Consider the following 13326-nt stretch of genomic DNA (forward strand, 5'->3'; position numbering starts at 1 on the left):
CCCCTCCACAATTCATACCATATCAATCATACAAACAATCGTAACGTTTTAACGTTTACCAATGTATAGCTTCGTTTGTGTCCAATGAAGATTATAGCCATAGCAGTATAGCTCAAAGTATGGATATAAGCAGTTTTCCGCCTCTTGCAAACCTTGATAACGGGGCCATTGCAAGTAATAGGCTACCCAATAATCGCAAGCGATGGAATAGTAGGCTTCGCTCAATATTTCGATAGCTTCATTGTAATCTTTGCGTGAGCGAAGTAGGTCACCAAGTGCTTCGTAAACGACCTCGCTATCCTCTTCATCCGTGCCTTGAATCAGTCCTTGTTCTAACTTGCTAATTTCCCCTGGTGGTAGTGCAACCACTTCCTTTACACACGCCAAAGCCCCGTATGCTTTCTTAGCTACGTCTGCTAGTTCATCATCCTCCGGCACCATGGAGAACAGACTCTTCAATCTTTGAATTAGTTCTTCCCCTAGACCACGGAGCGTTTCCTCGGAAGCATCCTCATTTCCACTATTGAAATAATCCGGCACATATTCGCCAGCGAATTCCTCTGGATTCAACATCTCATAGATCAGACGTATTCTGTCCAGAAAACACTGGCCCTCTGGAATCGGCTCAAACACACGTTCAATCCCTGCTCCCGATGGCATAAACCATTGAAAAAATCCGTAGTGATGGTCTGCCTCAACCTGTTCATCATCTTCTCGCTCAATATCTTCTCCGCCCATCGATAATAAATAGCGGCCATATTCTTGTTGATCCATTCGTACCATCTCCTCGTTTGTTCCACCGCTTTACCACTTTTAGTTTGGTACAACCAATTTACAATAATTTTCAAATATGTGTATAGTAGAAATGAAGCAAAATACTTTCAATATACTAAATCTAACAGAGAGGATGAGGTCATGTCTTTTTTCAAAAAGAAGTATGTACTAGTCTCTATATTATTCATATTGGCTATCTCTGCTAGTGCAATCGCTTACGTAAATGGTCAATCGAAATCGGACGTGCCCATTCATAAAGTCGCCAACCTTTCAGCTAACTCTTTAACATTTCGTGAAATAGATGAGCTGGATGCGTTCGCTGAACTGATCGTCATTGGTTATGCAACAGGAGATTTCAGAGATCGAGAGCATATTATTACTGCATTTGATGATGGAACCATGCAATCCTTTCACACCAATACGACCATCAAGATTAAAGAGATATTGAAGAAACCCGACGATTTCCATTCAGATCAGAACGAATTGACAATCATCGAACCCGTTAGCCTGGAAGGAGACGTCAAATATACAGCTAATGACTATGTAGAACTGCAGAAGGGCGATAAAAGTGTGCTTTTTTTGCTGAGAAACTCCTATGGCGACTATGGATTAATCAACGATAATTTGGGAAAATTCAGCTTGGAAGGAATAACTCAATATAGTGTACCTCAGTCCTCCACTGCACAAGCATTATCAGAATACGAAACTTTCTGGGACTCTGTGATGAAGAAGTACACTTTGAATTGAGGTTTCATCATGCAACAATCATCCCTTTGCGGACATAGCTGCCCCCTTCAATCTATTGCACTTCTTTATCAAGACTTACGGCAAATGATGAAGTTATCGATTTTTGTCTAAAATCATTGGGTATCACTTTAATCTTCACGTTTAGATGTATAGATTCAGGCAGATTCATTTGAGTTATATTCTCATAACCGATGAAGTAATAATGCTTTTCGTCCAGTACTATCAAACCTCCACCTGTTGAGCCAGAAGTTGAAATCAAATGTCCGTCACGATAAAGCTCACAAGCAATATTATATTCCTCCAAACTAAACCCTTTCACTTCATATCCAATCTTGATTTGATTTTCCGTATAATCAGCATTTCGTAAACTGATCGCACCACCATCCACCATTTGGGTCTGAATTGCAATATTTGCTTCGGGCATCTCCGGTTTCTTTAATAGATAGCCTACTTTTAGGTACCATATAACTCCTAATACAACTACAGCAAGTACAATTATAGCAATAATAATCTTCTTCTCTTTTTTATCCATAATCCATACTCCTTACATCGGAACACTCTTATAGTTTTTTCCAAACCTGTATTTCAAATAATACATTACCCCTGTGCGATCACATCTGAAAACTTCTGCTTTAGATATGTCCAGTACTGTAGTTGCAAGTAATGGAATTAATAACTACAATGGGGTTTTAAATTTATTTAAATCCTGGATACACGGAGTAGGACAGTTAGGTTATTAACTAAAGATGGTAGGGATGTTATGTGAAAAGAAAACTAATTATTTCACTTTTTTCAGTCATTATAATTCTAGTTGGGATTTACTGGTATGCTGACAGGGAACTAATTGCTCTCAAAACTGGTTCGACATTGCCATTACAATGGGATACTCCATATAATAACGATGAACAACCCAATCAGCTTACAGAACAGAATCAAGATTTAAAGAATCCAAATATACATCTTACAGAGCTCTACTACCTACCAATTTCAAAAAAACTACAATTTGGGTTATGGTACAGTAAAAGAGACTATCAACCGGATCAATCAAAAAAAATTCCAGATCGAATTTTCCAAGTTACGATCCGAGATGAAAATGGTAATTTGTTTGAAGAAGATACCGTTGTTAAAACAGAAGGCCTGTTTGATGAGTTTCAGCGTAGATCAATTTCTATAGAATTGGATAATCAAGACTCTATAGAAATAACGATTTCCTTAATTGAACAAGACGGAACCACTATAACCCCAATCGAATCAACAAGCATTAACGTACCGTTAGATAAAATAAAACAGCGATAAGCTTAACAACCTACAACACCCTTTAGTGTGGAGAGAGAATCTTCTTATTGCAACTTTTTGAAAAAATTATCTACAACAAGCCGGGTGGTTTAATTCTCGGCTTCTTTGATTTCTCAAGCTAAACTAAGTACGAATCGCCTAACGCATGAATATTACATTGTAACTTGTATCTAACTTCTCTGAGCTACCTAAATATTTTAATGATAATTCCACAATTAATAGGGATTTTCATTAATTAAATTTTAGGTTTTCCTGTATTATCCTAGAAATATATTGTTAATTCTGTCTCGATCATGATCTAGAATCCAATCGTTATATTCTGTATAGATATCCATTAGCTCTTCCCTTGCTGCTGCTATAACATCGCAACCTCTATCATCATAGATATGAAATATCGTTTTCTTACTTATATTAATGAAATACACCCTATGATAAATTTTTGGTTTAATTCCAACATCATGACTACATAGAGCTTTGATTAACTGATTATATCTCAAGTCCTCAACCCTACATTTAGTCCAATACCTATACATGTTGTTCTTTGGGTCTAGGATGTCATCCGGTTCACAATCCAAACTTGGAAATATCTCAAGGCTCAAGGCTCTAATCGGCCCTTTCTTCTTGATATACTTTCTGTACAGGTTCAATTTTTTCACTTTGTGTTTAGGCTTATCTGCAAAATAAGCTTGAGTTATTAATAGGATTTCATCTTCTTGATCATGAAGAGCCTTAAATAATTCAATTGATCGATGATACACTTGTTCCATGTAATGCTCCGTATTCATTCCAAACATCAGAGGATTGCCAAGTTCGAATCGTATTGCAACATCCCAATTATAAAAAAGAGGCGGTTCTAAGGTCAGGTTTGGAAAATGCTCTGCCAGGTACGTCTTCAGATCCATTCTGTAGCCTCCAAGTTCACTTTAAAGATGAATGCCAGATTAAAGAAGGTATCCGTCTCTTCAAAGGTTTGCGGTTTGATATTCAGATCTTTTAATGTTAATTGGGTTACTCAACCCTCCAACGCTTTTTCAGAAAAATTTAACCCCAGAACATTCCATTATGACCTTCGTCCACGATCTTGAGCTGTGTTTCAAAATCTTCGTTCGGATCGATATCATCGATGTAATGCCACTTGCCTTTACTGTCCTGCCAATACACTTTCCATACCTTCTCACCCAATCTAAATTGTGCTACCGGCATCTGTACCCATTGATCGCTTTGAAAGGCTTGTCTTTCTTCAATCAATGTCACATGGTTACCTCTGATTTTATAACTGATCTTTATCTGACTTTTCACATGCTCAGGTACTGCATTTTCGGTGTAATGGTCCATAATCTTTTGAATGCGTTTCTTCGTAAAATCATCCATGCTCTCGAACTCCCCTGCCTTGATCTGTTTTGCTTTGATTATATCATGTTGATTTCTCCGATTTAAATGATGCTTTACTTGTAAAAGGTAAATCGGAGCGCGGCTTGTGCAATAGCAAGCCACGTGAGGGTGAGGTGCTGCGCCCAGTGGGGTTGCACCGCGTCAATGATCGCGGTGCCCACCTTGGTAGCATCACGAGCACAAAGCCGCGATGCACGAAAAAAAGCATCACGACCGTATAGTCGTGATGCTTCATCCTGCTACATGGCACCAATTAGCCATGTAGCTTATCTCAGGCCGCTGCACCTACATAGCAGCAGCTTCTTCTCCCAGCGGCAGCGTGTAATACTGCGCCTGCTGCCCTTCATGCTGCTGGTACACAACGACCAGCAGCGTCCGGCCTTTCGCGGCAAGCGGGCTGGCGCCAGCTAGCACACGCTCAAGCCGGAACGGAAGCACATCCAATACGGTGTGCTTCTGCAGTTCCTTTTCGCCGAGACCAAGGTCGGCGAAAGCACGGGCACCCATGACCGTCTGTGCGGTCATGGCCGAGGTCATCGGCAACGCACGCGAAGCGTTGCCATTCACCATGTCCGCCGCTCCATCCGCGGCGGACCCTGTTGCGTCGCCCGAAGTGAGCGACGCTACACCCCCAGCTTCGCTGCCGATCACACCCGCCGCATCTGCGGCAGAGTCTTCCTCGGCAGCAGCCGAACTTGCCCCAGCGACACTCGCACCCGTGCCGCTGCTTTCCAACCATGCCGTGCCTGCGGCGCCGGCAACACGTGGCAGTCGAACGTCTTCTGGACGTTCAGCCAACGTTTTCATATAACCCGCCCACTGGTCTTTCTGAAGCGGATCTTCCCACCAGATTTTGCGTGGTTTGTATTTGTGGCCGAGGAAATAATCCAGCTTCATCAGGCCGAGCACAATATCCATATGCGGCGTATTCCGAGACTCCAGGAAGCTGTGTAGACGTGTGAACAAATCCTCCAGTTGGTGACCAATCTTCTGCCACCCCTGACCTTCCCAGTAATCCCCAAATGCCTGGAAGAAATCAAATGGTGAATTGAACTCCTGCTCCATCAGATATTTCAGCGTATGGTCCATCCGGTGTGCGTTCCAGTATTTCTCCAGCACATCCTCCAGACGCTTCAGGCGCACGATGTCACTGAACGGCAGCACGTCACTCCCGAGAATCTCATACGGCGCATGATCCATATAAGTGTAGTTATACTTCTCCGCATCCAGACGCAGACCCGTACCACGCAGCATTTTGAGGAATCCCAGCTGAAGCTCTTCCGGCCCCAGTGCAAACACATCGTTAAACGTTTTGCGGAACGTATTGTAATCTTCCTCCGGCAATCCGGCGATGAGATCCAAATGCTGGTCGATTTTGCCACTGGCTTTCACCTTGTTCACGGTCCGGCTAAGCTTGGTAAAGTTCTGGCGACGTTTCACCAGTTCATTTGTCGGATCATTCGTGGACTGAACCCCGATCTCGAACCGGAATGTGCCCGGCGGCGCATTCTCTGCCAGATAATCGAGCACCTCGGGACGCATAATATCCGCCGTAATTTCAAACTGAAACACCGTCCCCTGATGATTCTCGATCAGGAATTTGAACATTTCAAGTGCATAATCCCGCTTGATGTTAAACGTCCGGTCCACAAACTTGATCAGCTTTGCACCCTTCTCGATCAGGTACAGAATGTCCGATTTCGTTCGCTCAATATCGTAATACCGCACACCCACTTCAATACTGGAAAGACAGAACTGACAACTGAACGGACAGCCCCGGCTGGTCTCAAAATAAACAACCCGTTTCCCAAGCTCCGGAATATCCTCTTCAAATCGGTGCGGTGAAGGTAGATCGTTCAGATCCGCTTTTGGCCGTCCTGGCATGAGAATGACCTCTTCCCCTTTGCGATACGCCAGTCCATAGACAAAGTGGAACTTCTTGCTTCCTTCAAGCTCCATCAAAAGCTGATGCAGTGTCTCTTCCCCTTCACCCATCACGATAAAATCGACATTGGGAATCCGGTTCATCCAATATTCCGTATCGTAGGATACTTCCGGCCCGCCCAGCAGAATTTTCACATTCGGCATAACCTTTTTCAGATTATCAATGACCTTGATTGTCTCTTCAATGTTCCAGATGTAACACGAGAACCCAATCACGTCCGCGCCGCGCTGGTACAGATCAGACACAATATTCATCACTGGGTCCTTGATCGTATACTCCGCCAGGTCAATATCAAAATCCTTCTCACTGTATGCCTTCAGACACCGCAAGGCCAAGGAGGTATGGATGTACTTTGCATTTAATGTAGAAAGAATAACCTTCATGGTTCACAACCTTTGCCTGGACACCCAGACCATATTTTTTTGGTAAAAGGAAAGCTGCACAGCCATCCTGCCCCGGATGCTGTTCATCTAAACCTCTTTTGAACTAGCCATTCCATGTCTCATGGACATATCCAACTTTTGTCTTTCAAAGAGTGGACACTCTTTTCAAAAAGACATATACACCACGCCAAACCCAAACCACAACATACAGTATAAAATTCGCACCTTCAACCTACATGTTGTATACGATACGGTCAGCCATTTCTAACGCCAATGTCCACCCTTTGAAAGACAATTCGCCACCATTTGTCCACTCTACAGAGACGCGACAACCAACTTCAAAGATTGGAAAGTGAAAATTAACAATTCATACTCAATTCACTCTTACTCTTACTCATTTCATACTCACTCATACTCGTAAAACGCATCATCATCCGTATCCACTTCTTCGCCCGATTGCTTCTGGAAAAACTCCAGGAACGGCAGTCCGTACTTGCGGTACTTGACCTCACCGACCCCTTTGATATCCAGCATGTCACGTTCTGTCTGTGGACATACCACACTCATCTCACGAAGGGTCGCGTCATTGAAGATAATGTACGATGGTACATGCTCTTTCGCCGCCAGATCACGACGGATCAGACGAAGTTGTTCAAATACCGTCTCATTAACCGCAGATGGCATTGCATCGCGTCCACGACGTCCGCCGTAATTCGTACCCGAAGCCGTTGCCGCTGTCTTGCGGACGACACGTTGCATCACTTCACGCTGGCCTTTGAGCACTTCCACCGCTAGTGGTTGCAAACGTACAACCGGATACTGTCCCTCGGACAACATCAGATATCCTTCGGATACCATCACGTTGATGATCTCCGATATCTCGCGCTCTGTCCGATTACCCATCACGCCGTAGGTTGGCAGTGAGTTGAAGCCATAATCGAGCACTTTTTTGGCACGGGAACCTTTGAGCACCGAAGCAACCAGCGATACACCATACCGTTCACGCATGCGGTGAATGCAGCTAAAGATTTTCTGTGCATCAATCGTCATATCTACCAACTCGCGGTCGTCCGTACAGGAACTGCAAGTACCGCAAGGTGTATCGTCATGCACCTCACCGAAATAATCCAACTGCGCACTGCGCAGACAACGCGTCGTGTAACAGTAATCCACCATCTGTTGCAGCTTCCGGTAATCGTTCTGTTTGCGGTCGCCGTCCATCGGATTCTGCTCAATCAGAAACTTCTGGGTGATAATGTCCTGTGCCCCGAATAACAGAATACACTGGCTTGGCTCTCCATCCCGGCCCGCACGTCCGGCTTCCTGCACGTATGCCTCCATATTTTTCGGCATGCTGTTATGAATAACGTAACGCACGTTCGACTTATCAATCCCCATCCCGAACGCATTGGTCGCCACCATCACACGGATATCATCGTACAAAAAGGCTTCCTGGCTCTGGGACCGTTCATCGTCCGTCATCCCGGCATGGTAGCGTCCTGCGGGCAATCCCGCCTGCAACAAACGCTGATGCAGATCGTCCACGTCCTTACGAGTCGCGGCGTACACAATGCCCGGCTCGCTGGCATGCTCGCGCGCATAATTCAGGACAAAATCCTTCTTGCTCTCGCCACGCAGCACGCTAAACGCCAGATTATCCCGCCCAAGTCCGGTCACATATGTCTGCGGGTCCTGCAAACGCAGCAACCGCAGAATATCGCCCATGACCTCGGGCGTCGCTGTAGCCGTGAAGGCCGCAACCACCGGCCGCTCCGGCAAACTATCCACAAACGGCGCTACCGCCAGGTAGCTTGTCCGAAAATCATGCCCCCACTGTGATACACAGTGGGCCTCATCCACGGCAACGCAAGAGATCGGCAAATAGCCCATCTCCTCGCGGAACCAATCCAGCTCCAGTCGCTCAGGCGCGACATAGAGCAGCTTCAGCTCACCGCGCTGCGCCGCGCGGATGCGATCATTCACTTCTTTGCCGCTAAGTGTACTATTAATATACGCGGCAGCAATTCCGGCGGTCGTCAACGCATCGACCTGGTCCTTCATCAATGAGATCAACGGGGAGACAACAAGCGTCAGACCCGAATATAACAGAGCGGGGATCTGATAACAGATCGACTTACCGCCCCCAGTTGGCATAATACCCAACGTATCTTCACGTTCCAGCAGACTGGCTACAATCTTTTTCTGTCCCTCACGGAAGTCGGGGTAGCCATAATATTTTTGCAGGAGACCCTGCGCTTCTTCTAATGTAGGTGTTTGCACACTCATGTAAAGACTCCTTACTTATCACCGGTGTTTTTCCACCAGCTTGGTCCGATCCGATTCTGACATCCGAAAGCGGCTCATATGCCGCATCCTTGACAACAAAATGGCGTTCTCATGACTTGTCCGTCAAGCAAACGCCGCTCCCTTTAGTTTAACGGCCCAGCCCCGAATGAGCAACCGCGTTTTACTGTAAAACGTTTGAAGCTTCTTCATTAAAATAAAAACAACCGTCCTGCCCTAGTTGGACAAAACGATTGTTGTAAACTTTTATTCACAACCGGCACACTCATATCACGCTAGTGTACCCGTACCCATTCATCTGGTGAAGCTACTATACCTTACAACTTTACAACTTCACTTTAATCTTTCAACGCCTCAACTTCAGACACAGTTAGACCACTTGTTTTGGCAATAACTGAAACTTCAATCCCAAATGAGAGCATATTTTTTGCAATCTCAATTGCCTTTCTTTTTTCCCCTTCTACTAATCCCTTTTCTATCCCCTTAGCTATGCCTTTTTCCGTTGCCCACTCAATCATAGAAGCTTCGTCATGTAAATATTTCTGGCGCTCTTCATACAAACGACGCGCTTCCCGATCCTGACTCAAGAACTCCAGCGTATCCATTACTTTCTTAACCCCAGATTCATTCATGTTGTATCACCGCCTTTTGCATTCATACGATAATACAATCCTTTCCTCTGCATCAGCTGTTCATGCGTCCCATCCTCGGCAATTCGGCCATATTCCATCACAAGGATGCGAGAGCACTGACGAGCTACCTCCATTCGATGTGTGACAAGCAACCCTATGCTGCCTTTCATAAAATTCAGCAAGTGATTCATTACGTTCTGTTCTGTCTGAATGTCCAGGGATGACGTTGGTTCATCCAGAATATACAGATCGGATGACCTCAAGAAGAGTCTGGCAAGCGACAGTCGCTGTTGTTGGCCTCCAGATAGATTAGCCCCTTTCTCATGCAACATTGCTGCGTATTGTCCTTCCTGTGCCTCAATATATTCATGCAAACCTGCCTGCTTTGCCGCAAGCTTTACCTTTTCCAACGTAGCGTCTATACTCAGACGGATATTGTCCTCAATCGTTCCTGTGAAAAAAGTTGGTGTCTGCGGCATATACGTGAGTCTGGACTGGTCATCCATCTCTATATAATCTGCAACATGTTTATCACCCAGCAATACGCTTCCGTTTGTTGGCTCGATCAGCCCTGCACACACTTGGCACAGTGTAGATTTGCCAGCACCGCTGGCGCCAACTACCGCAACCAGTTCACCAGGAACCAGATTAAGCGTAAGCTGATCCAGAATCTTTCGACCACTTTCTTCATCGGTTACCGTAACCTGTTGAAGACGTAGCATAGCAATTTCGTTCTCTTCATGTGCCCCTTTTTGTGTATTCCCTTGATCTTGGTTACAAATTCCCTGTGCAAGCTCCTCGTGCTTAGTATTGGATGTGTCAGTCTTCTTGTTCTCCGCCAACTTCAACCATGCAGAGATACGTCCAAATGCACCCACGCTGGCTTGCATCTGACTCCACTGGCTGGACAAGCCGAGTACTGGCCACACCACCAGTTCAAACAGCAGACTACTTGCAACAACCATGCCTGGAGATAAAGTTCCCCTAGCCGCTGACAAAGCAATAAGGAACAGCGCTGCCAATTGAGCGAGACCAAACACCGCCATCGCCATGTTATCCGACATGCTCAGGGTCATCTGTAACTTAGCCTGAACACGATTCAATGATTGCTGTTGTGTCCGAAAACGAGCGAGAAACCACGGTGAAGCATCATACATCTGAATCACCGGTATCCCTTCAACATACTGTTGGATCTGTTCTTGGGACTCGCCTTCCCTGGATTCGACCTCATCGGACAGATGTACAATTCGCTGATCATACAACCTCGCCGTGAACCAGATGGCCCCTGCACTTACCAAGGCGATAACCGCAACCCATGCATCTGCTCTGTACAAATATCCCAGCGATAGAGCAATGATGAATACAACCGTAACACCCTCTGCAATAGCCTCCACAACTTCTGCACCATGCTTGGTGTCTTCCTTGATGCGAAGCATCACATCCCCGGACTTCTGTCTGCGCACCCAGGAATAGGGCATCCGGTTTAACAGTTTCAACAGATCCATGGACATATCCCGTTGCATCGATTCCTTGAGCCATACCAGCACATAACGATGCATCGCGAGTAATACAATAAACCCTGCCAGAATGGCGATAAAGATCAACGCTGTAGCGTTTAACTGCTCCTGTCCCCCATCATGAATAGCATCCACGAAGAATCCCTGTACAAAGGCAAGTCCCCAATCAAAGACCGCATCTGCGGCGATAAAAATGAGCAATATCGCTACAGCTAATCCATAAGGCTTCATCCAGCGAAAAATAACGGGCCATACCGTTACCAATGATAAAGCTTGCTTTGGGTCATCTGGAACATCACATTCGTTCATCTGATGATGAGCTTCTATTTCAGACTTTTCATTTTCATTATTTTCATTTATCTCATATGCTCCACTTTTCTCATGACTACTTTTCATTTCAACGTCATCGGCATATGCTGCATCTTCGATCTTGTTACTCATGCTGTTCCTCCACTTCCGTATCCTGCTCCGCAATATAACTTCGATATCCGTTTGGCCGATCCAGCAATTCACGATGAGTCCCCGTATCTTCGACGCGTCCCTTCTGAATATAGATGACCTGATCTGCCCGTTCGATCAGCGATAATCGATGAGTAACTGCAATAACCGTTGTGCCTTTGTCAGCAGTGATTCGGGCAAAAAGATCATTCAATCGTTGCTCATGCCACGGGTCTTGAGATGACGTCGGTTCATTCAACAATAGAATATCCGGGTTCCTCAGCAGCGCTCTGGCTAGACTAATACGCTGAAGCTCACCACCCGACATCGTCCCGCCTTGTGGCTGAAGCTCTGTCCCATAGCGGAGCGATTGACGCATAATCGCGTCATGTGCATGTGTCATGTGGGCCGCGACCTCTACTTGATCGGCAGATACCCCCTCTTGTCCAAAAATAATATTCTCTTCCACTGTACCTGTGAAAATAAAGGCTTGTTGCGGAACATACACCTGATTGACATTCCCTGTCTGAACTTCGTGCATATCCTTCAGTGAATTCTTCTGATTCATGACCTGGATCGAACCAGTAACAGGTCTATCTAATCCAGCTATTAATTTCAATAACGTGGTTTTCCCGCATCCACTTGGCCCTGTGATTACAGTAAGCTTTCCTTTCATGGCTTCAAAAGTAATATCTGTTAACACTTCTTCTTGCTCCGCATACCTATAAGACACATGCTGCACGTTGATGCCAGCCGGTTTAGATTGTTTTTCAAGCTGGCCTAAATGCGTATCGGACTGTACATATGTATTTGTACCGGTATTAGCAACCCTGTTCTTTCTCTCCAAATCCAGCACTTCAAAGATTCTGGACGCATGAGAAGCCGAACCAATAAAATCATTCCACAACCCAGATAACGATTCAATCGGACGTGTTAACTGACTGCTTGCTACCAGAAAAGCTGCCAGTCCGCCTACATCCATATGTCCATTCAGGACCTGCATGCCGCCTAGATAGAGAATCAGAATCATGCCACCATACGTGGAGACCCGTCCGGCTGCTTCCGAAAGTCGTTGTAACACAGATACAGACATCGTATGTCTGAACACTTGATCCATTCGATCTTTGAAATGATGGTGTACATAACCCGCGAGTCCGTAACTTCGGATCTCAACTGGGGCTTGTATGATTTCAGTCAGAATTTCATCTCTTGACGCTGCGCTGGCATTCAACTGATCATGCCGTCTTTGTAGACGTTGACCAAGTCCTACCGTTACAAGAGGATAGATCAATGTGAATGCAATGATAGCCAACGACAGCGGCAAGTTCACCCAGCTGAAGTAAGCAAAGGCAAGAATCAGCTGAATGATATTTTTCGCGAGTTCAATGCCATGTTGGTTGATCCCCTTCTGTGCTTCCTTGGCTGAAGTCCAGACCCTAGAGGTTAGGTCACCCGTATGATAATGTGCCAGATCACGTGTCTCTGTGTTGCTAAAGGATGAGAGCAGTAGAGACTGCACAGACAATAATGTCTTTTGCTGGAATAACGTCTCGACCCTCGTCATGAATGCGGTTACAATCAATCGTAATACTACAATGCTAACGCCTATGATCAACCCTGAGTAGAGTAACGAAAACTGTGCTTCAGTCGCGCCTTTGACCAGTCTTCGGATCGATTCCAAATAACCGACCTCAATCAGGGAGACCACACATGCGGCGAAAAGTAACAGAATGATGAACATACGGTACTTGCCCGTTAGTGTCCATAATCGAGTTAACATGCCTAACGTTGTATAAGTTCTTTTGTCAGCAAACATGGATGGTTTCTCCAATCTTGTCATTAAATTATGTACTTGGTTATGATATCATCGGTGATAAGGAAAAAATGAACATTTATTG

The 13326-nt window shown here is 45.3% G+C and carries 10 protein-coding genes and 1 pseudogene; 2 read left to right on the forward strand and 9 right to left on the reverse strand.

The window, feature by feature from the left end; translation table 11 throughout:
• Window positions 1–48: 48 nt before the first annotated feature.
• Window positions 49–774, reverse strand: a complete 726-nt coding sequence (locus tag ACDJ59_RS18310; protein WP_413404726.1) for a hypothetical protein — start codon at window positions 772–774, stop codon at window positions 49–51.
• 141 nt (window positions 775–915) lie between these two features.
• On the opposite strand from ACDJ59_RS18310, the gene ACDJ59_RS18315 reads away from it, so the two are divergent.
• The gene (locus ACDJ59_RS18315) at window positions 916–1521 is read left to right on the forward strand and encodes a hypothetical protein (protein ID WP_413404728.1); all 606 of its coding nucleotides are present in this window, start codon (window positions 916–918) and stop codon (window positions 1519–1521) included.
• A gap of 52 nt (window positions 1522–1573) precedes the next feature.
• Here ACDJ59_RS18315 and ACDJ59_RS18320 read toward each other — a convergent pair whose 3' ends face one another.
• Entirely contained in the window at window positions 1574–2053 is a 480-nt protein-coding gene (locus tag ACDJ59_RS18320) for a hypothetical protein (protein WP_413404730.1), read from the reverse strand.
• A gap of 230 nt (window positions 2054–2283) precedes the next feature.
• On the opposite strand from ACDJ59_RS18320, the gene ACDJ59_RS18325 reads away from it, so the two are divergent.
• A complete protein-coding gene (locus ACDJ59_RS18325) occupies window positions 2284–2817 on the forward strand; it encodes a hypothetical protein (protein ID WP_413404732.1) in 534 nt (177 codons plus the stop codon).
• Between the two features lie 257 nt (window positions 2818–3074).
• Here the strand turns inward: ACDJ59_RS18325 and ACDJ59_RS18330 are convergent, their stop codons facing one another.
• From ACDJ59_RS18330 to ACDJ59_RS18360, 7 genes and pseudogenes are all read right to left on the reverse strand, one after another.
• Window positions 3075–3719, reverse strand: a complete 645-nt coding sequence (locus ACDJ59_RS18330; protein ID WP_413404734.1) for a DUF3885 domain-containing protein — start codon at window positions 3717–3719, stop codon at window positions 3075–3077.
• 139 nt (window positions 3720–3858) lie between these two features.
• On the reverse strand, window positions 3859–4188 hold the full coding sequence (locus ACDJ59_RS18335; protein WP_076319149.1) for a DUF3024 domain-containing protein: 330 nt from the start codon (window positions 4186–4188) through the stop codon (window positions 3859–3861).
• 306 nt (window positions 4189–4494) lie between these two features.
• A complete protein-coding gene (locus ACDJ59_RS18340; protein WP_413404736.1) occupies window positions 4495–6537 on the reverse strand; it encodes a B12-binding domain-containing radical SAM protein in 2043 nt (680 codons plus the stop codon).
• A gap of 405 nt (window positions 6538–6942) precedes the next feature.
• Entirely contained in the window at window positions 6943–8823 is a 1881-nt protein-coding gene (recQ, locus tag ACDJ59_RS18345; protein WP_036610632.1) for a DNA helicase RecQ, read from the reverse strand.
• Window positions 8824–9179: 356 nt separating this feature from the next.
• Window positions 9180–9473 (reverse strand): annotated as a pseudogene (locus tag ACDJ59_RS18350) (Rpn family recombination-promoting nuclease/putative transposase); the annotation flags it as partial.
• Window positions 9470–11431: an ABC transporter ATP-binding protein gene (locus ACDJ59_RS18355; RefSeq protein ID WP_413404738.1), complete on the reverse strand. Its 1962-nt coding sequence runs from the start codon at window positions 11429–11431 to the stop codon at window positions 9470–9472. The gene ACDJ59_RS18355 and the pseudogene ACDJ59_RS18350, both read right to left, overlap by 4 nt.
• On the reverse strand, window positions 11424–13268 hold the full coding sequence (locus tag ACDJ59_RS18360) for an ABC transporter ATP-binding protein (protein WP_413404740.1): 1845 nt from the start codon (window positions 13266–13268) through the stop codon (window positions 11424–11426). The genes ACDJ59_RS18355 and ACDJ59_RS18360 overlap by 8 nt, the downstream gene beginning before the upstream one ends.
• Window positions 13269–13326: the final 58 nt, after the last annotated feature.

The sequence above is a fragment of the Paenibacillus amylolyticus genome, from assembly GCF_047302515.1.
Taxonomy (GTDB): domain Bacteria; phylum Bacillota; class Bacilli; order Paenibacillales; family Paenibacillaceae; genus Paenibacillus; species Paenibacillus amylolyticus_G.